The sequence below is a fragment of the Mesorhizobium sp. M0870 genome, from assembly GCF_040319775.1.
GTDB lineage: Bacteria > Pseudomonadota > Alphaproteobacteria > Rhizobiales > Rhizobiaceae > Mesorhizobium.
Genome location: NZ_JAMYOI010000003.1, coordinates 62139 through 81264, shown reverse-complemented (window position 1 = coordinate 81264; position 19126 = coordinate 62139). Strand labels below are relative to the sequence as shown.

The window sequence follows — 19126 nt, the reverse complement described above, 5'->3', positions numbered from 1 at the left end:
GTGTCTTGAGATCGCCTCATTGGCTGACCGCAATCAGAATTCTAGGCGATGCCGCCCAAAAGTTCCTCCGCCCTGGAAACAGCGGCCGCCTGATGTGGCTGCAAGGGTTGGCCGGCATAGCTTTCGAAGACAGGCAGGAACGGGTCGTCGATATGCGTCCTGATGCCGGACAGCTGCTCCATCACCGCCAGGCCGCAATAGGGAACGTAGGAGGCCGAATAGCCGCCCTCATGCGACATCATCAGGCGCCCGCCGCAGAGGTCGTCCGCCGCCTGCATCAACATCCGCGTCATGTCGCGGTAGCTGCCGCTATGCAGCATCATGCGCCCCAGCGGATCGGCCGCCGAGGCGTCGAAGCCCGACGGCACGACGATGAGATCAGGCTTGTAGCGATTGAGCGCCGGTAGCACGACGCGTTCGAAGACGGACATGTAAGCGCCGTGGCCGCAGCCGGCCGGCAGCGGTACATTGATGTTGTAGCCTTCGCCCTTGCCCTCGCCGCGTTCCTTGTGAAGACCGCTGTCATTCGGATAAAGCCCGTCCTGATGGATCGAGATGGTCAGTACCGACGGGTCCGAATAGAAGGCGGACTGGGTGCCGTTGCCGTGATGAACATCCCAGTCGACGCTGGCGACCCGCTCGAAGCCATGTTTGGCCCGGTTCTTCAGGATAGCGACCGGAACGTTGCCGAACAGGCAAAAGCCCATGCCTTGCCCGCGCTCGGCATGATGGCCGGGCGGTCGTACCAGCGCATAGCAATTGTCGACATCGCCGCTCAACACCGCATCCATCACCGCTGCCGTGCCGCCGGCGGCCAGACAGGCGATTTCGTAGCTGCCATGGCCGAAGGGGGTGAGATAGCTCGCATCGCCGCCGCGCCCATCACTGAGCAGCTTGATACGGCTGATGTAGTCGCGGTCGTGAAACAGGGCGAGGTCATCCTCGCTCACCGCGACGGAGGCGATCTTATACAGTTTCTCGGTCAGGCCCGAAACCTCCATCAGATTGCGGAATCGGCGTTTCGTGTCGGCATTCTCCGCATGCTCGCCCGGCTCGATGGTCAGGCTCGGCTGAAAGAACTGCGCGGCATTGCCGGTCTCGTGCCAGAGATAGAGTTCGTGGAAATTCCAGCCTGTCGTCATGTTTTGTTTCCTAGCCCGCCAGGATCATTGACGCGGCGCGTTCGGCGATCATGATCGTCGGCGCGTTGGTGTTGCCCGACACCATTTTCGGAAAGACCGAGGCGTCGGCGATGCAAAGCCCGTCCAGCCCATGAACCTTCATCGACGTCGGATCGACGACGGCCATCGCATCTGAACCCATGCGGCAGGTGCTGGTCGGGTGATAAAGCGTCGTGCAGTGGCCGCGTATATAGTCGGCGATCTCGGCGTCGCTCTCGCATTCGGCGCTCGGCGTGATTTCGCCGACGAGTATTTCGGCAAGCGGCGACTGCGCCGCGATGCGCCGGCTGATGCGGATGCCTTCGACCAGCGTGGCGATGTCCGAGCCATCCTCGTCGCTGATGAAGTAACGTGGGTCGATCGCCGGATATTCGATTGGATTGGCCGAGCGCAGGCGAATCTCGCCGCGGCTGTCTGGCCGCTGCAGCGTGGTGTGCAGCGTGATGCCGGGTCTGGACGAAAGGAACCGAACATAGTCGCGATGCGGGCTGATGGCGCCGTAAAGCTGCAGGTCCGGCTCGATATCGGGCCGGCTCTTGACGAAGCCGCCCGCCGCCACCCAGGGTGAGGAACGCGGACCGCTGCGCGATATCTGCCATTCCGCGAAGTCGCGCTGCAGCGTCTCGTCGGTCCAGGCGCCGACGCCGATCTTGTCCTTGGTATAGAAGGTGATCGGAATGTTGATGTGGTCCTGCAGATCCTTGCCCACGCCCGGGAGGTCGTGCACGGGAGCAACGCCGACCTGGGCGAGTTCGTCGGCCGGCCCGATGCCCGAAAGCAGCATCAGCTGGCAACTGCCGATCGAGCCCGAGGACAGCACCACCTCGCTGTCGGCGAAAGCGGTCTCAGGTTCGCCATTGACGAGATAGCGGATGCCCTTGACCCGGCCCTTCTCGACGATCAGGCCCGTCGCCAGCACACCGGTTTTCACGGTCAGGTTGGGTCGTTCCCGCGCCGGGCGCAGATAGGCCTTGCCGGTGCCCCAGCGTTCGCCATTCTTGATGGTGAACTGGAACAGGCCGACGCCTTCCTGCTCGACGCCGTTGAAATCGCGGTTCTGCTTGTAGCCTGCGGCCTTGCAGGCCTCGATCCAGGCAAGCTCGTTGGGATCGACATGTCCGACATTGCCGATATGGAGCGGCCCGTCGGCGCCGTGCAGCGGGTCGTTGCCGAGTTCGGCATTGCTTTCACTGGCCTTGAACACCGGCAGCACGTCAGCCCACGCCCAGCCGGGGCAGCCCATCGCCGCCCAGCCATCATAGTCGGACGGCAGGCCGCGAATATAGATCATGGCGTTCAGCGCGCCGGAGCCGCCGATCATCTTGCCGCGCGGCCAGAACACCCGCCTGCCGCGGCAGCCGGCCTGCGGCTCGGTGTAGTAGCTCCAGTCGACTTGCGTGTTGAACATGGTCGGCCAGTCCGACGGCACGTCCGAGGCGAGCGGCGCCTCGCGCCCGGCCTCGAGCAGCAGCACCTTGCGGGCAGGATCGGCGCTGAGCCGGTTTGCCAGCACGCAGCCGGCCGAGCCGGCGCCCACTATGATCGTATCGAACATCGTCAGTCTCTCACTTTCCGGCCGGGGTCGGGCTTTGCACAATGCTGCTTGCTGCCGGCTTGCTGTCGGGGCTGTCGGGGCTGGCGCGACGGCGCCCGAGCCAGTCGATGAGATCACCAAAACGGCCGACCAGCCCCTTGGGCATCAACACCACCGACAGGGCGATGATCAGGCCGAGCCCGAGCGTGCGGAACTCGCCGCTCTCTCGCATCAATTCGTCAGCCAGCACCAGCACCACCGTCCCGACCAGCGGTCCCCAGAACGTGCCGACGCCGCCGACCACGACGATGGCGATGATGAACATAAGTTGCGACATCGACAGCACACCGGGGCCGATCGCCTGGAAATGCGCGGCATAGAAACCGCCGGCCAGCCCGGTGAAGAAGGCGGAGATGCCGAACACCAGAAGCTGCGCCTGGAAGCGGTTGACGCCGCGGGCCACCGCATAGCCCGGATTGTCCTTCAGCGCCCGGAAGGCAAGGCCGATAGGGCTTTTGACGATCGCGTAGGTGAAGACCATGGTGAGCGCGAACAGCACCGCGATGATGGCGTAATTGCCGACCAGCCACTGCGCCCGGAGCAAGGCCCTGGTGCCGAGGTCGCCGAAGCGGGCAAAGCCGACGGCGCCGCCGGTGAACTGGCGGCAGACGGAGCCGACCATGACGAAACATTCGGTGTCGGTGACGATCAGCAGATACATCGTCTGGGCGATCGCCAGCGTCAGCAGCGCCACATAGACGCCGGTCAGGCGAAGGCAGGCGAGGCCGACGACCAGCGAGAACAGCACGGAGCCCAGCGCGCCCGGCACAAGTGCTGCCCAGACGTTCCAGCCGAAATAGAAGCAGAGCATCGCCGTCGCATAGCCGCCGAACGCAAAGATCGCCATTTGCGCCAGCGAGAAGATGCCCGAGAAGCCGAACAGGAGGTTCCACTGCGAGGCGATCGTCGCATAGAACAGCGCCAGCACGATCTGGCCAAGGATGTAGCGGCTGTCGACCAGGAACGGCAGCGCGATCGCCGCCGCGATCAGCATCAGGCTGATGGCAAGATCAGTCCTGGCCGAGCGAGACATGGAGGAACGGGACATGGGGCGTGTCTCTGTCATGATGCCCCTCACATGCGCCGGATTTCGGCGTGGCCGAAAAGGCCGGACGGCCGCCAGATCAGCACGGCAATGACGACGAACAGCAGCGATGGAAAGCCCCACCTGGCGCCCAAGGCGTACTGAACGAAGGATTCGAGCAACGCCAGCCCAAGTGCTGCTGCGATGGCGCCCGGCAGATTGCCGAGACCGGCGACCACGCACATGATGAAGGCCTTCAGCATCGGGTCGTTGCCGAGTGGCGGCGACAATTGCGTCATCGACGAGACCATGACGCCGCAGATGCCGGCGAGCGCGCCCGACAGCATCAGCACCTGCAGGTAGACGCGGTTGACGGCGACGCCCATGAGCTGCGCCGCGTCGCGGTTCTGCGCCGTCGCCCGGATCGCACGGCCCATCCGCGTGCGGCCGAGCGCCGCCGAGACGACCACCATCATCACGACCACCACCGCGATGATCAGAAGGTTCTGCCAGGGCAGCGTCAGCGGTCCCAGGCGTAAGGCACCGGCGATCGAAACCGGCTGCTTCAGCGGCTGCCCGCCATAGGTCAGGAGGATGGCATTCTCGAGGGCGATGCCGATGCCGACCGTGGCGATCATGACGTTGGCTTCGAATGTCGATTTGTCATTCTGCAGGAGATTGCGAACGATCGCGAAATAGAGGATGGCGCCGGCCAAAGCACCCGCGACGATGGCACCGGCGAAACCGATCGCGACCGGCAGGCCGAGCGAGGTGATCACCGTGAAGGCGACGTAGCCGCCAAGCGTCAGCATCGCCGCATGGGCCATGTTGAGCATGCCCATCGAACCCCAGACCAGCGACAGCCCGACCGTCGCCAGCGCATAGAGCGCGCCCGAGGTGAAGCCGGCGACGAGAATGGCCATGAGAACGTCGGTCATGGCGTCAGCCTCCGAGGTAGGTTGCGAGGAGTTCGTCGCGCGCCATCAGTTCGGCGGGCTTGCCTGACCAGACGATGGCGCCGTCGTCGAGCAGATGCAGGCGGTCGGCGAGGTCCTCGACCCGGGCCGGGTTCTCCTCCACCAGCAGGATCGTGCGCCCAGCCTTGCTCAGTTGCGAAATGACGTCGTAGACCTGATCGATGATCAGTGGCGCGAGGCCAAGCGACGGCTCGTCGATCAAAAGGATGCGCCCGCCCATCATCAGGCCGCGGCCTATGCCGACCATGCGCCGTTCGCCGCCCGACAGGCTCGAGGCGATCTGGTTGCGACGGTCGGCAAGCTTCGGCAGAAGCGCGTAGACCTCGTCCAGCCGACGCGTGATCTCGGCCTTGTCCGGCGCGAGATAGCCGCCCATCAAAAGGTTTTCGAGCACGCTCATCTGCGCGAACAGCATATCGCCCTGCGGCACGTGGGCGACGCCCAGCATCGCCGTCTCATGCGGCTTGCCGGACAGGCGCCGGCCGTCGATGCTGATCTGACCGCCGCGCAGCGGCACCAGGCCGGAAATGGTCTTGAGCAATGTCGACTTGCCATGGCCGTTCGGGCCGACGACGGTGATGAATTCACCGGCGTGAACGGTCAGCGAAATGCCCTTGAGCACGTCGAGTCCGTCATAGCCGCAGACGATGCCGTCGAGTTGCAGGACAGGTGGTTTTGCGGCTGCGCCCGTCATGGCGTTCCCCCCACCGCCGGATTCGTCATGGCGGCTTGCTCATCGAAGAATTTCTTCAGCCGTTTCTGCGTGCCCTGGCCGAGATAGGTTTCGACAACGGTCTGGTCCTCGGCGACCTTGTCCGGCCGGCCTTCGAATATCACCTTGCCATGGTGCATGATGATCACGCGGCTGGAGAGCGCCAGGAGAAAGCGCATGACGTGCTCGATCAGGACGATCGTCAGTCCCTGGTCGCGCAGTTTCAGCACCATCGCCATGATCTGGTCGATCTCGGCGACGTTGAGCCCGCCCACCGGCTCGTCGAGGAAGAGCATTTTCGGCCGGGTGGCGATGGCGCCGGCAATCATCAGCAGCTTGCGGTCGAGCACCGGCAGCCGCGCCACGGTCTCGTCGGCCTTGGCCGCAAGCCCGACGAAGTCCAGCGCTTCGATCGTTGCCTGCCGGACATCCTCGCCGAGGCGGAAGCCGGCCAGCCTTCGCCGCTGCCGGCCGAAATAGGCGGCGATCTCGATGTTTTCGCGAACGGTCAAGCTGTCGAAGGCGGCATTGAGCTGGAAAGTGCGGGCGATGCCGAGTTGGCAGATGCGGTCGGCCGGAAGCGCCGAAATGTCGGTGTCGCCGAAATGCACCCGGCCGCCACTGGCCGGCGTGATCCCTGTCACCACGTCGAAGAAGGTCGTCTTGCCGGCGCCGTTCGGCCCACCAATGCCAACGATCTCGCCCGCATTGACCACCATCGACACGCCGTCGACGGCGGCCAGCGAGCCGAACCGTTTGACCACACTGTCACAAACCAGCATCGGACCGGCGGCCTCAGTCATATTTCTCACCCAATGGAGCCGGTCGGGCAAAGGGCCCGGCCGGTGTCGTTGGTTTCATTTCCGCGTCCGGTCACTTGATCCATGGCGGCAGGATGAAGCTGTCCGTGGCATAGAGCGCCGGCGCGATCAGCTTCGGATCGGTTTTGTAATCCTGATGCTGCAGGAACTGGTGCGGCATGCCAAGCGACGGATCGGCCACCTGCGTCGGATAGCAGAAGGCCGATTGGCCGGCCGGATCGGCCCGGTAGGTGCCGTTGACCCCGCGATAGACCAGGCGCTTCATCGCATTGGCCACCTTGGTGGTCTGCGCCTTGTCCATCGGTTCGCCTGGACCACCGGCGATTGCCGCGGCAAGCGCCCACATCCACAGGCCGTCATAGGTCTGCGATCCCGTGATGTAGGCCGAGTTCGGACCGAATTTGGCCCGGTAGCTCTCGCGGAACGGCTTGGAGAAGTCGTCCGGCAGGCAGCCGATCACCGTCGAATAGACGACGCCGTTGACCGCCTCGCCGCCGATCTCGCGGAAAGCCGGCAGCGATGGTCCGTACTGCATGTAGATCAGGCTGTTGATCGGCTCGGCGAGGAATTGGACCATGAACTGCGCCAGGTCCTGCGGCAGGAAGTGCGTGACCAGGATCGCCGCCGGCGGGTCCTGGCGGAGTTTCGCCAGCGTCGGTCCCCACTGGTTGGTCGGGAACGGAACGGTCTCGAACAGACTAACCTCGAAGCCGTATTCGGCGGCCTTGTCGCGGATCGCGTTGGCGATGACGATCGAATATTCGTTGGCAGACGGGATGATGGCGATCTTCTTGTTGGGCGCCTTCCATTTGCCGTCCGCGGCAAGCGTCTTGAGGAAGTTCAGGCAGCCCGGTCCATACCAGAACTCCGGCGGATCGCCCTGGAAGGAGCTGTAATAGCGGGCAGGGTCGGTCTTGAACTTCTCATTGTGCGAAATCAGCGTGTTGTAGTGCATCATGATGACGTCGTTGTCGGCGGCGACGTCCATCTCGATCATGTTGGTGCCGAGATTGTAGCCATTGATGATGACCGGCGCCTCGAAGCGGTCGATCAGGCGCTGCATCGACTGGCTGACGAGGTCGGCGCCCATTTCCTTGGTGTCTTCGATGTGGATCTCGACAGGCCGGCCGAGAATGCCGCCCGCCGCATTGATCTCCTCGGCGGCAAGTTCGAGACCGTTCTTGAACTCGATGCCGTCGGCGGCGGCGATGCCGGACATCGGCAGGGCCGAGCCGACCGGAATGGGCTTGGTGTCCTGGGCGATCGCCGCAGTGTTCATATCGGCAAGAAGCGCGGCACCGGCCGCACCCGCGCCGACCACGCCCTGCAGCATTGCACGTCTGTTCATCATGGCAAAGTTCCCCTTTTGGCGTTGGTTAGAGTCTTTTCTTCATGCGAAATCTTTCACACCAGATCTTTCTGGCGAAACGCGTGGGTCATGGGCACGAAAGCGGCTTCCAGGTCGACTGCCGCCGAAAGCACGCGGGCATCGTCGCCGCGCGCGCCGATGATCTGGAAGCCGACGGGCAGGCCCGCCTCGGTCATGCCGCAAGGGATGACGCAGGCCGGTTGCTGGCTGAGATTGATCGGGTAGCTGAACGCCGCCCATTCGATCCATCGCGAGAGGCCGCTGCCCAGAGGCACTTCAAGGCCAACGTCGAAGGCTGGAATCGATGTCCCCGGCGAAACGATGAAATCATAGTCGTCTAGCAGCCGGTCCATGGCGGCGCCGAATTCGGCGCGCTCCAACTGTGCGGCGACGAGCGTATGGACGTCGAACGCTGCCCCAGCCTGTGCGATCTCCAGGAAGCCCGGATCGATGCCCGCCCGTTCGCTCGGCGGAACCAGCGCCAGTCGCGCCGCGGCGCCGGTGAACCAGTGATGCTGGAACAGATCGAGGAGATCGCCACCGGGAAGATCAATCGGCTCGACCGTCGCGCCGAAGGCGTCGAAACACGTCAAGGCGTGGGAGACGACGGCGGCGATCCCGGAATCCAGCGCTCCTGAAGGCGGCTTCGACCAGTAGCCGATCCGGGCGCCCCGCAAAACTTCTTCGATCCGGCCAAGCGGCGCCAGCGTTCCCACGCCTTGCTGCCAGTCGCTGATATCGCGGCCGGACATGGCGCCGGCCATGACGGAAAGATCGAGTGCTGTCCGCGCCATCGGTCCGATATGGGCGACGGTTCCGAACGCGCTGGACGGATAGGCGGGCACGCGGCCGAAGGTCGGCTTCAATCCGGCGATGCCGGTGAACGAGGCCGGAATGCGGATCGAGCCGCCGCCATCGGTGCCGAGATGGAAGACGCCGGCGCCGGTGGCGGCGGCCACCGCCGCTCCGCCGGAGGAACCGCCGGGAGTCTTTTGCGCATTCCAGGGATTGCGCGTGATGCCGCAGAGGCCGCTGTCGGTAATCGCCTTCCAGCCGAATTCGGGCGTCGTCGTCTGCCCGATGAAGACCGCACCCGCTCTGCGCAGCAGGGCAACGGCGGGGGCATCCTTGTCATAGGCGGCGGAAGTCGTCGTCCTGCTGCCGTAACGCACGCTCCAGCCCTCGACCCAGACGATGTCCTTCAGCGTCGTCGGTATGCCGTCGGCCGCCGACAGCGGCTCGCCTGCCCGCCAGCGTTTCTCGGAAGCACCTGCGGCCTCGATCGCACCCTTGCGGTCGATCATGGTGAAAGCGTTGAAAAGCGGATTGATCGCTTCGGCGCGATCCAGCGCCGCCAGCGTCACCTCGACGGGCGACAGCGATCCAGCGCGGTAGGCGGCGCTAAGCTCCGCAGCAGCCAGGCGGCACAGAACATCGGCGTCGGCAATGGGAGACAGCCCATTCGGCATGCAGTTCGAACCCCTCACTTCATGGCCGCTCTTACGGCAGCCTTGTCAGCCCGGGCAATCTGGCGGTTTTTTTCATCACCATAAAATGTATTGTTGTGGGGAATATTCGCTATTTAATGTAACAAAGAGCCATGAATCTGACCATTCGGCAGTTGCGCTATGTCTGCGAAGTCGCCCGCCTTGGCAGCGTGCTGGCGGCCTCCAGATCGCTCTACATCTCGCAATCCTCCATCCTCGCGGCGATCACTCTGGCCGAGGCCGGGATGGGGGCGCGCATTTTCGACAGGCGGCCGGCGCGCGGCGTCTCCATCACGCCGGCCGGCCAACGCTTCGTCGCCGCCGCCCGCATCATGCTGGCGGCGGAAACGGAGTTCAACCGGTCGATCGGAGACCTCAACGGGCGCGTGCCGAAGGTCCTGCGCATCGGCTGCTTCGAGCCGTTCGGCGCGCTGTTCATGCCGGAGATGCTGCGCAGCTACCTCGACAACGTCGGCGATGTCGAGATCGACCTTGTCGAGGCCGACCAGGTCCAGTTGCAGGAACGGCTTGTCGCCGGCCAGATCGATCTGGCCATTCTCTACGACATCGGTCCAATCGGTATCGACAGCGTCACCCGCATCTGCAAGGTACCGGCGCATGCCGTGCTCAATGCGGACGATCCCCTTGCCGCGCGCGACGGCATCTGGCTGGCGGAACTGGCGGCACGGCCGCTGGTGCTGCTCGACCTGCCGCACACGGCGACCTATCTCCTGACCCTGTTCGACGTGCTGGCGAAACGGCCGGAGGTGCGCTTTCGCACGCGCTCTTATGAAACGGTGCGCTCGGCCGTCGCATCCGGCTTCGGCATGGCCGTCCTCAACATGCGGCCGATCGGTCGCGCCACCGCCGATGGCGAGGAGATCGTTCGAAGACCAATCCTCGATGAACTGCCGCCACCGACGCTGATCGTCGCCGACATGTACGGTTCGGCAAAGCCACTCTTCGTGCGTGTCTTCATCGACATGTTCCATCGCTTTTTCAGCGCGGTGGGCCCTTCGGGCTTTTCGGTGACGACGCCGGAGCGCGAACCTTTTCTACTGGTCGCCAGGGAGGATGGCTGAGCCGCCCCCTTGGCGTTGCGGACATTTACAGGACTGGCGTTGCAACCGCGCCGGAGGTGCGGGTTCCTGATCGAGGTGTTCGAGATCGACGGGCGGCCCGGCGACAACTCTTCGGTGCGCGCCCACGTTTTCACCCGCACCAATGCTCAGTCGCCTGCTCGCAGGTTGGAGCGGAGACGGCACTTTTCGAGACGGCTTGGGCACGCCGTCGAACGCCGCAAAGTGCAAGAAATCGCCTACCAGCGCGACAAATGACGAAACCGGCGCGTAGATTGCATGAGCACTGGCCATTGCCGCTAAACTGAAGTTTTGGCGCAACCACTCGGTTGCGGGCGCGTTTGTGAGCAAGGGCATCGATTGGAGGGATAGATTCGTCAACAGTTCCAAGCACAAGCGCCCGGATTACGAAACTCGCTGCGGTGCGCTGGCTCGCGCTGTGGTTATGCTTGGGAACCTGTTCCAGCTGCTCGGGAGCCCAGTCGGCGCTTGATCCGGCCGGAGAGGAAGCGCGCCAGATCGCTGACCTTTTCTGGCTCATGGCCATTGCTGGCGGTTTTATCTGGCTGACGGTCATCGGTCTTCTGGTCCACGCGACACGTCATGAGCGCACTCCCATAGACGAGCGTATTGCAAGCCGGCTGATTTTCTGGGGCGGGGCAGCCATTCCTTCGCTACTCCTCTTTCTCTTGCTAGGCTATGCGCTTTGGTTGATGCCTGGACTGAGACCTTTCGCACGAGCCGGCGAAGCCAATGGTCTCAGGATCGAAGTGACTGGTGAGCAATTCTGGTGGCGGGTCGCCTACCACCTGGCTGACGGCGGAGTTCCTATTCTTTCCGCCAACGAGATCAGGCTGCCGGTTGGCGAGCGCGTCGAGTTCTTGCTGAAAAGCACCGATGTCATCCATTCCTTCTGGATTCCCGCGCTCGGTGGCAAGATGGACATGATCCCGGGTCGCGTGAATCGGCTCTCGTTGCTGGCGACCAAACCTGGCACCTACCGCGGCCCTTGCGCGGAATATTGCGGGACCTCGCACGCGCTGATGACCTTCACGGCCGTCGCCATGCAGCCCGCTGCCTTCCGGGAATGGCTGGCTGTGCGGGCGAACCCTTCGCCCGGCGCATCCTTGCCCGGACGCGACATATTCCTTCGCAACGGCTGCGGCGCGTGCCACCGCGTTGCGGGCACACAAGCTGAGGGTGGTGTCGGCCCGGATCTCTCGCATATGGGTTCGCGGGGAACGATTGGTGCCGGCGTTTTGCCCACCGACGATGAGGCCGTTCGTAGCTTCATCGCCCATCCGCATTTGATCAAGCCGGGTTCGAAGATGCCCGACTTCAACATGTTGCCCCAACAGGACATCGCCGAAATCGCCTCTTGGCTGAAGGGGCTCGAATGACAACCCTCAAAGCCCGCATCAAGCGAAACGCCTTGCCCTCCGCAGAGAAGATCGAGGAAGAACAGCTGCGCCTCGTCTGGAAGACGCCGATCGGCTGGCGTTACTGGACTTCGGTCAACAATACGCAGGTTGGCCTCTGGTACGGGGGTGCGGCCTTTGCCTTCATGCTGTTTGGCGGCGTGCTGGCGCTTCTTGTGCGCACGCAACTCGCGGTTCCGGGAAACAATTTCCTCTCTGCCGACTTCTATAACCAGGCCTTCACGCTGCACGGCACCGTGATGATGTTCCTGTTTGCCGTGCCCATCTTCGAGGCCGTCGCCATCTTTCTGCTGCCGCCAATGCTCGGTGCGCGTGAACTGCCATTTCCCCGTCTCGGCGCCTTCGGCTTCTGGAGCTTTCTGATCGGCGGTGTCTTCGTTTGCGGTTCGATCTTCTTCGACGCCGCTCCCTCTTCAGGCTGGTTCATGTATCCGCCTCTTGCCACTGACAAGGCATATTCCGGCATTGGTGCCGACATCTGGCTGCTGGGCCTCTCCTTTATCGAAGTCGCCTCCATTGCTGCGGCGGTCGAACTGATCGTCGGCATCATGAAGTGCCGCGCGCCGGGCATGCGCATCAACCTAATGCCACTGTTCGCCTGGTACCTGCTGATCGTCGCGGGCATGATCCTATTCGCTTTTCCGCCGCTGATCGCCGGCGACATCCTGTTTGAGATGCAGCGCATGTTCGACTGGCCGTTCTTCGACCCGACGCGGGGCGGCGACCCACTGCTGTGGCAACACCTGTTCTGGATCTTCGGGCACCCCGAGGTCTACATCATCTTCTTGCCCGCCATCGCGCTGATGGCGATGATCGTGCCAACCTTTTCGCAACGTCCGATCGTCGGCTATTCCTGGATCGTGCTTGCCGCTGTCGGCACGGGCTTCCTATCGTTCGGTCTCTGGGTCCACCACATGTTCGCGACCGGCCTGCCGCAGATTTCGCTGGCATTCTTCTCGGCCGCCTCGGAAGCGGTCGCGATTCCAACCGGCGTGCAGATCTTCGTCTTCATCGCCACCATGCTGGCCGGACGTGTCATCTTCTCGGTGCCGATGCTGTTTGGCGCCGGCGGCCTCGCTATCTTCGTCATCGGCGGGCTGACCGGCGTGATGGTCGCGCTCGTGCCGTTCGACTGGCAGGCGCACGATACCTATTTTATCGTCGCACATCTGCATTACGTGCTGATCGGTGGAATGCTGTTCCCGCTGGTCGCCGGCGTTTACTATTACCATCCGCTGATCAATGCGCGGATGCTCTCGCCCCGTCTCGGGCGCACCGCCTTCTGGCTGATGTTTGCCGGCTTCAACGTCGCCTTCTTTCCGATGCATCTCAGCGGCCTGCGCGGGATGCCGCGCCGCGTCTTCACCTACCCCGAGGGGATCGGTTGGGACTGGCTGAATCTCATCTCCACGATCGGCGCCTATGTTTTCGCGGCAGGGGTGCTGGTGGTTGTCTTCGATGTTGTACGGCCGAAGCATCGCGAACCTCGCAGCGAGCAGAATCCGTGGAAGGCGGGCACGCTCGAATGGCTGAACGAGCCCGAGGAGAACTGGGGCGTTCGATCCATTCCGATCATCGAGAGCCGGTATCCGCTTTGGGACCAGGCGGATCTGATGCAAAAGGTCAATGAGGGCGCCTATTATCTTCGCAGTGCCAAGGAGAATCGCCGCGAGACGCTCATCACCTCGGTGCTCGACGCCCATCCGCTGCAGTGCCAGCGCGTGGCGACATCAACCACGATCACAATAATCTCGGCCGCATTGCTCGGCGGCGTCTTCGTCGCGCTCACCTTCGAACTCTGGATCCTTGCCCTATTGTCGGGCATCGGCACGCTCTCTGCCATTTTGTGGTGGCTCTGGACCGGCACCGGCGAAACCCCGGAAAAGAAGACCAAGGATGTCGGCCTTGGACTGCGCTTGCCGCTCTATGCCTCCGGCCCGGATTCTGTTGGCTGGTGGGCGATGTTCATTACGATGGTTGGCGACGGAACTGCCTTCGCCAGCCTCATCTTCGGCTATTTCTTCTACTGGACCATCCATCCCGACTTCACTCTGGGGCAGCCGGGTCCCGGTATGCGGTGGCCGATGATCGCGCTGTCTCTCTTCGTCGCCGCATGGGTCGCGATGCTTGGTGCGCGCCGACTGAACGCAAGCGGGTGGATCGACGGCGCACGCGTTGCGCTTGTTGCCGCGTTTCTGCTGACGCTTGCTGCCTCTGCAGCCGGTTTTGCCGGACCTTGGCAGCATGACATGCAGCCGACCGCGCATGTCTATCCGGCGATCGTCTGGATTCTCGTCATCTGGGCGCTTGCTCATGCCGCGGTCGGATCCGTCATGCAGCTCTATTGCCTCGCGCGCAGCTTCGCCGGTCGCCTGACGCGGGAGCACGACATGGAACTGCACAACGTCGCGCTCTACTGGCATTTTATGGCGATCACCGCTGTCATCACCTTCGCCGTCATCGGCCTTTTCCCTGAAGCGATGTGAGACGGTGATGCGCATCATTCCCAAAGAGGTCGAAACGCTCTGGACGCTCTTCACCGCGCCCGTGATCTGGGCCGGACATTTCCTCGCCTGTTACGCACTGGCCGCAATCTGGTGTGCAAAGCGCGGTGACCTCGGTTTCGCTGTCGTCCAGGCTGGCATAGTGGCTATGACGCTGGCGGCACTCGCGATGATCGTCTTGTCCGGGTGGCTCGCCTGGAGGCAGTGGGGCTTCGGCACGAACGACCCGCCGCACGACGATCCCACAGCGACGGACCGCAACCTCTTCCAGGGGTTTGCCACGCTACTGCTTTGCGGCCTGAGCTTCGTCGCCGTGCTCTACGTGGCGCTGCCGCTGCTCTTCATCGACGGATGCTCCTCATGAGGACGGCAAGCCTGTTGCTGGGCTTCGTCACCCTCGCGCTGGTCTGGGCGGGACCGCTGCTCGATGCGTGGCGTGGCTCGTTCGCGGCCCACATGCTTGCCCACATGGGCGTCGTCGCGATCGCGGCGCCGCTGATCGCAATCGGTATTGCCAGGACGATACGCTCCGTGGCCACCGCCGCTCCCCTTATCGCCTCTCTCGTCGAACTGATTGTCGTCTGGGGCTGGCATGCGCCGGCTGCGCGCCAGTGGGCCGAGACATCGACCATCGCCACCATGATCGAGCAGGTGTCCTTCCTTGGCGCCGGGCTGTTCCTGTGGCTGACGTGCGTGGCGCCGCGCAATTCCGATGCGCCGGCTAGGGACGCTGCCGGCGCCTTCGCGTTGCTCCTGACCTCCATCCACATGACGTTGCTTGGCGCGCTGCTCTCGCTCGCCTCGCGACCGCTCTATGGCCTCGGCGATGTGACGTGCTTCGGCCTCGTGCTCGGGGCGGGACAGGACCAGGCGCTCGGCGGCATCATCATGTTGATGATCGGCGCTGCCGCTTACCTCGCTGGAGGCGTCTTCCTGCTTGCCAGGCTCCTAGGCGGCAAAACCGAGAGGCTGGCCGGCTGATGCACGTCAACTGGAAACACTTGGCGATAGGCTTGGCGATTTTGCCGGCCGCCGTGCTTTTCGCGACCTGGATCGGATTCTTCAACGTTGGCGCCTCGACCGGCCACTGGAAGGTGACCGAGTGGTTCCTGCACTTCGCCATGCGCTCGGCCGTACGGACATACGCACTCACGGTCAAGGTGCCGGACGAGCTGCCGCGCTACGCTATTCAGCCGGCTGCCGGCCATTTCGCCCGCGGCTGCGCCATCTGCCACGGCGCGCCCGGTGAACCGCGCTCGCCCGCCGTCCTTGCGATGCTGCCGCAGCCGCCGGACCTTGTCGGTAAGGTCGGCGAATGGACGGACGCCGAACTCTTCCGCATCGTCCAGCACGGCGTGCGCTTCACCGGCATGCCGGCCTGGCCGACGCAGCAGCGCGACGATGAAGTCTGGGCGATGGTCGCCTTCCTGCGCGAACTGCCGATGATGGACGAGGCGCGGTGGCGCGACCTTGCTTATGGCAGTAGCGAACAGCCGACTGGCCAAACACGAGGCCTCGAACGAGCACTCGCCGACTGTACCCGCTGCCACGGCACGGATGGGCTCGGCCGGAGCCCCGCAACGCCCGTCTTGGCCTCTCAGCGCGAAACCTATCTTCTTGAAAGTTTGAGAGCCTACGCTGCCGGCCACCGCCAGAGCGGTGTCATGGGAATTTCTGTCACCGCTGTCGACCCTGCACTCCTCGCCGATCTCGCGCGGCATTTTTCCGCGCTGCCTGCGCCTGCAACGTCAACGCAACCGGACCGTGCCCGGATCGCGCGTGCCGATGAGATCGCGCGACGCGGCATCCCGGAGCGCGACGTTCCGGCATGCCTGGGTTGCCACGGTCGTCCGGACCGCAACCCCATCTATCCGGAACTGTCCGGACAGCCCGCCAAATACATTGCGACCCAGCTCGAGCTTTTCCGCGAGGAAAAGCGCGGCGGCACGCGCTTCGCCCATCTGATGCGCAACGCTGCTAAAAACCTCTCGGACGAAGATATTGCCGCACTGGCCGCCTATTTCGCGCAAATGTCGCGTGCCGCCGCAACCGGAACGCCCTGATGGCGTTACGTCACTGTCCCAATCTCGGGAATATCTGATGCGAAAAATTCTCGGCGTTTTACTCGTCATTGTCGCCTTCGTCGTAATCGCGGGGGCGAGCTTGTTCTTCTTCTCGCGCGAACAGGCCACCGTTCCGATCGAGCAGACCTACGGTCCAAACCCGACGCTCGCCGAACCCAATCCGACCTGGATACCCAGGGTCCATGTTGCCGAGGCGACCCCTTGGCCCCAAGGCAAGATGCCGGTCGCCGCCCAAGGCTTTGCCGTCAACGAATTCGCTGGCGGCCTCGACCATCCGCGCTGGCTGCACGTGCTGCCCAATGGCGACGTGCTGGTCGCCGAAAGCAACGCGCCGCCAAAACCTGACGAAGGTTTTTCCATACGTGGCTGGTTCATGAACCTGTTCCAGAGCCGGGCTGGCGCCGAGGTGCGGAGCGCCAACCGTATCTCGCTGTTACGCGACGAGAACGGCGATGGCGTGGCTGAGACCAGGACAGTCCTCCTCAGCAGCCTCTTCTCGCCCTTCGGCATGACGCTGCTCGACGGCAAGCTCTATGTCGCCAATGCCGACGCGGTCGTCGCTTTCCCCTATCGCGACGGCACCACCGAGATCACTGCTCCGTCCGAGAAGATCGCCGACCTTCCGGCCGGCCGCAATCACCATTGGACCAAGGACGTCATTGCCAGTCCGGACGGAACGAAGCTCTATGCCACCGTGGGCTCCAACTCCAATGTCGGCGAAAACGGCATGGAGGAGGAAGAAGGCCGCGCCGCCGTGCACGAAATCGACCTCGCGACGCGGCAGACGCGGCTCTTTGCGTCGGGTCTGCGCAACCCGAACGGCCTCTCCTGGAACCCTGAAAGCGGGGAACTCTGGGCGGTCGTCAACGAGCGGGACGAGATCGGCAGCGACCTCGTTCCCGACTACATGACATCGGTCAGGGATGGCGCCTTCTACGGCTGGCCCCACAGCTATTTCGGCCAACACATCGATGTCAGGGCGCAGCCACCGCGTCCGGACCTCGTCGGCAAGGCGATCGTGCCCGACTACGCACTCGGGGCGCACACCGGGTCGCTTGGGCTCACCTTCAACACCGCCGACCTGTTCGGCCCGCACATGAAGAATGGCGCCTTTGTCGGCCAGCATGGTTCATGGAATCGCATGCCGCGAAGCGGCTACAAGGTGATCTTCGTGCCGTTTGCCGACGGCAAGCCGTCTGGGCCGCCACAGGACGTGCTCACCGGATTTCTGAGCAACGATGACAAGGCATTCGGCCGTCCGGTTGGCGTCGCCATCGACCGAACTGGCGCATTGCTGATCGCGGATGATGTGGGCAACAAGATTTGGCGGGTTATCCCGGCGGCCGACTAGGCCGGCGCGTTGCTTCGGCGCGTGGAAGGGTTGGGCTCATGGGCCAAAACGACCGAGGAGCCGAGCGGATCGTCACCATTTTTGGCGAAACAGGGTTTCTCGGGGGACGATCGAGATGCCGATGGCGCTCGGTCTGGTTGGCGGCGCCCACCAGACGCGTCCGCTGGCCCACATCGCGCTCAAGATCCTCGGGGTGAAGGGTGCGCAGGAACTGGCCGAGGCGGCGGTGACCGTCGGCCCTGGCACAGAACATGGCGGCGATCCCGGCGCTGGCCAACTTATCCTGAATGAGTGTGCGAAAAGAATGCATTGGCTCCAAGTTGGCTTGCGGTTTGCGTGCCCAAGGCTGGTTATCAACTGCACACCAGGACCGTGATGATAATTGAAACCGTCGCGAGCTCCGGCCCTTGGGCCAAACGGCCACATAAGTTTATTCGTTTTTGACCAATACGCGCCGGCGGATTCCTGTAATCTTCAGAAAAACACCGGGCTAACCGGGGCCAACCAGAAAGGTCGGGGAATGAAATACGTCGTCGATACGATCGGCGGTCCCACAGGCGGTGATGCCTGGCAAGCCGCTGTTACCGAAGCCTATTTTCCGCTCGACACCGAGTATCGGAACCGTCGTGAATTTTCAGGCACGCTGGAAACCTTCTCGCTTGGGCTCGTCAGCGTGTCTAAAATGCGCTGCGATGCCGTAAGCTATCGCCGCCATCGCCGCCACTTCCTCAACGAACGTGACGCCAGCCTGCTCATCACCATCCCGGAGATGTCGGAGGTGAATTTCTCGCAAGGGTCGAGGACCGTCAATTGCGGTCCGGGGGGCTTCCTCGTTGAGAGGGGAGATGCGCCTTACGAATTCTGGCACGGTAAGCCAAACGCGCTGTGGGTCCTGAAGGTGCCGTCGTCGAGCGTTCGGGCGCGGATCGGGTCTGCCGAACGGCTCAGTGCGCTCAGTTTCGACGCAACCCAAGGCGTCGCCGCGCTCTTCCTTGACACGGTGCGAACCACGATCGGCCATGTCGATGAGATCACTGAAGTCGCTCGTGAGATGATGGGCAGGCACATCCTGGAAATGCTGTGCCTGTCGATCGTGAGCGACGATCGCGTGCTGGACAGCAGCATCTCGTCGATCCGGGCCGGCCATTTGCATCGTGCCGAGCAGTATATTCGCGACAATCTGAAGAATTCCGGCCTCGGCCCGCAGGCGGTGGCCGATGCCTGCGGGATTTCCCTGCGTTATCTGCAGGTTCTTTTTCAGGACAGCAATCAGTCGATCAACGGCTTCATCCGCGACGCCCGGCTTGAACTTTGCTCCGAGGAACTGATGTCGGTGACCAACATCAGCAGCGTTGCCGAGATTGCTTACCGCTGGGGCTTTGCCGACCAGTCTCAATTCTGCAAGCACTACCGGACGCGGTTCGGTTGCGCACCGACTGATACCCGTCGCGAAGCAGCGAACCGGGCAGGCCGCGCTTCGACCTCAAGAGAGCGGCACTAGACC

At 63.4% G+C, this 19126-nt stretch carries 17 protein-coding genes; 9 read left to right on the top strand and 8 right to left on the bottom strand.

The window, feature by feature from the left end:
- Positions 1-41: 41 nt before the first annotated feature.
- From NKH97_RS05305 to NKH97_RS05270, 8 genes are all read right to left on the bottom strand, one after another.
- Positions 42-1142, bottom strand: coding sequence for a histone deacetylase-like amidohydrolase (locus NKH97_RS05305; RefSeq protein WP_352795644.1), 1101 nt, complete (start codon positions 1140-1142; stop codon positions 42-44).
- A 10-nt stretch (positions 1143-1152) separates the two neighbouring features.
- The gene (locus tag NKH97_RS05300) at positions 1153-2736 is read right to left on the bottom strand and encodes a GMC family oxidoreductase (protein ID WP_352795643.1); all 1584 of its coding nucleotides are present in this window, start codon (positions 2734-2736) and stop codon (positions 1153-1155) included.
- 10 nt (positions 2737-2746) lie between these two features.
- Entirely contained in the window at positions 2747-3823 is a 1077-nt protein-coding gene (locus NKH97_RS05295; RefSeq protein WP_023809006.1) for a branched-chain amino acid ABC transporter permease, read from the bottom strand.
- 26 nt (positions 3824-3849) lie between these two features.
- Complete coding sequence (locus tag NKH97_RS05290) at positions 3850-4737, bottom strand: branched-chain amino acid ABC transporter permease (protein WP_023809005.1); 888 nt, start codon at positions 4735-4737, stop codon at positions 3850-3852.
- A 4-nt stretch (positions 4738-4741) separates the two neighbouring features.
- Positions 4742-5470: an ABC transporter ATP-binding protein gene (locus NKH97_RS05285; RefSeq protein WP_023809004.1), complete on the bottom strand. Its 729-nt coding sequence runs from the start codon at positions 5468-5470 to the stop codon at positions 4742-4744.
- Positions 5467-6291 carry an ABC transporter ATP-binding protein gene (locus tag NKH97_RS05280; protein WP_031212363.1) on the bottom strand — a complete coding sequence of 275 codons (825 nt, stop codon included), beginning with the start codon at positions 6289-6291 and terminating at the stop codon, positions 5467-5469. The genes NKH97_RS05285 and NKH97_RS05280 overlap by 4 nt, the downstream gene beginning before the upstream one ends.
- Before the next feature lie 70 nt (positions 6292-6361).
- A complete protein-coding gene (locus NKH97_RS05275; protein ID WP_031212361.1) occupies positions 6362-7660 on the bottom strand; it encodes an ABC transporter substrate-binding protein in 1299 nt (432 codons plus the stop codon).
- Positions 7661-7713: 53 nt separating this feature from the next.
- The gene (locus NKH97_RS05270) at positions 7714-9147 is read right to left on the bottom strand and encodes an amidase (RefSeq protein WP_352795640.1); all 1434 of its coding nucleotides are present in this window, start codon (positions 9145-9147) and stop codon (positions 7714-7716) included.
- A 131-nt stretch (positions 9148-9278) separates the two neighbouring features.
- Between NKH97_RS05270 and NKH97_RS05265 the strand changes: the two genes are divergently transcribed.
- The 9 genes from NKH97_RS05265 to NKH97_RS05225 all read left to right on the top strand — a co-directional run bounded on the left by NKH97_RS05265 (position 9279) and on the right by NKH97_RS05225 (position 19123).
- Positions 9279-10247, top strand: coding sequence for a LysR family transcriptional regulator (locus tag NKH97_RS05265; protein ID WP_128302557.1), 969 nt, complete (start codon positions 9279-9281; stop codon positions 10245-10247).
- Positions 10248-10666: 419 nt separating this feature from the next.
- The gene (coxB, locus tag NKH97_RS05260) at positions 10667-11644 is read left to right on the top strand and encodes a cytochrome c oxidase subunit II (protein WP_245486038.1); all 978 of its coding nucleotides are present in this window, start codon (positions 10667-10669) and stop codon (positions 11642-11644) included.
- Entirely contained in the window at positions 11641-14169 is a 2529-nt protein-coding gene (ctaD, locus tag NKH97_RS05255) for a cytochrome c oxidase subunit I (protein ID WP_352774880.1), read from the top strand. The genes coxB and ctaD overlap by 4 nt, the downstream gene beginning before the upstream one ends.
- 7 nt (positions 14170-14176) lie before the next feature.
- On the top strand, positions 14177-14551 hold the full coding sequence (locus NKH97_RS05250) for a hypothetical protein (RefSeq protein WP_127294296.1): 375 nt from the start codon (positions 14177-14179) through the stop codon (positions 14549-14551).
- A complete protein-coding gene (locus NKH97_RS05245; RefSeq protein ID WP_245486037.1) occupies positions 14548-15168 on the top strand; it encodes a cytochrome c oxidase assembly protein in 621 nt (206 codons plus the stop codon). The genes NKH97_RS05250 and NKH97_RS05245 overlap by 4 nt, the downstream gene beginning before the upstream one ends.
- Before the next feature lie 41 nt (positions 15169-15209).
- Positions 15210-16250 carry a c-type cytochrome gene (locus tag NKH97_RS05240; RefSeq protein WP_352795637.1) on the top strand — a complete coding sequence of 347 codons (1041 nt, stop codon included), beginning with the start codon at positions 15210-15212 and terminating at the stop codon, positions 16248-16250.
- Positions 16251-16287: 37 nt separating this feature from the next.
- On the top strand, positions 16288-17622 hold the full coding sequence (locus tag NKH97_RS05235) for a PQQ-dependent sugar dehydrogenase (protein WP_352795635.1): 1335 nt from the start codon (positions 16288-16290) through the stop codon (positions 17620-17622).
- 121 nt (positions 17623-17743) lie between these two features.
- A complete protein-coding gene (locus NKH97_RS05230; RefSeq protein ID WP_352795633.1) occupies positions 17744-17998 on the top strand; it encodes a hypothetical protein in 255 nt (84 codons plus the stop codon).
- Positions 17999-18142: 144 nt separating this feature from the next.
- Positions 18143-19123: an AraC-like ligand-binding domain-containing protein gene (locus tag NKH97_RS05225; RefSeq protein ID WP_023808993.1), complete on the top strand. Its 981-nt coding sequence runs from the start codon at positions 18143-18145 to the stop codon at positions 19121-19123.
- Positions 19124-19126 lie beyond the last annotated feature (3 nt).

Coding starts and splice junctions, on each gene's coding strand:
- NKH97_RS05265 (WP_128302557.1), top strand. CDS start 9,279: ATGAATCTGACCATTCGGCAGTTGCGCTATGTCTGCGAAGTCGCCCGC.
- NKH97_RS05280 (WP_031212363.1), bottom strand. CDS start 6,291: ATGACTGAGGCCGCCGGTCCGATGCTGGTTTGTGACAGTGTGGTCAAA.
- NKH97_RS05295 (WP_023809006.1), bottom strand. CDS start 3,823: ATGTCCCGTTCCTCCATGTCTCGCTCGGCCAGGACTGATCTTGCCATC.
- NKH97_RS05270 (WP_352795640.1), bottom strand. CDS start 9,147: ATGCCGAATGGGCTGTCTCCCATTGCCGACGCCGATGTTCTGTGCCGC.
- NKH97_RS05305 (WP_352795644.1), bottom strand. CDS start 1,142: ATGACGACAGGCTGGAATTTCCACGAACTCTATCTCTGGCACGAGACC.
- NKH97_RS05245 (WP_245486037.1), top strand. CDS start 14,548: ATGAGGACGGCAAGCCTGTTGCTGGGCTTCGTCACCCTCGCGCTGGTC.
- NKH97_RS05235 (WP_352795635.1), top strand. CDS start 16,288: ATGCGAAAAATTCTCGGCGTTTTACTCGTCATTGTCGCCTTCGTCGTA.
- NKH97_RS05275 (WP_031212361.1), bottom strand. CDS start 7,660: ATGATGAACAGACGTGCAATGCTGCAGGGCGTGGTCGGCGCGGGTGCG.
- NKH97_RS05250 (WP_127294296.1), top strand. CDS start 14,177: ATGCGCATCATTCCCAAAGAGGTCGAAACGCTCTGGACGCTCTTCACC.
- NKH97_RS05290 (WP_023809005.1), bottom strand. CDS start 4,737: ATGACCGACGTTCTCATGGCCATTCTCGTCGCCGGCTTCACCTCGGGC.
- NKH97_RS05230 (WP_352795633.1), top strand. CDS start 17,744: ATGGCGCTCGGTCTGGTTGGCGGCGCCCACCAGACGCGTCCGCTGGCC.
- NKH97_RS05225 (WP_023808993.1), top strand. CDS start 18,143: ATGAAATACGTCGTCGATACGATCGGCGGTCCCACAGGCGGTGATGCC.
- NKH97_RS05300 (WP_352795643.1), bottom strand. CDS start 2,736: ATGTTCGATACGATCATAGTGGGCGCCGGCTCGGCCGGCTGCGTGCTG.
- NKH97_RS05285 (WP_023809004.1), bottom strand. CDS start 5,470: ATGACGGGCGCAGCCGCAAAACCACCTGTCCTGCAACTCGACGGCATC.
- ctaD (WP_352774880.1), top strand. CDS start 11,641: ATGACAACCCTCAAAGCCCGCATCAAGCGAAACGCCTTGCCCTCCGCA.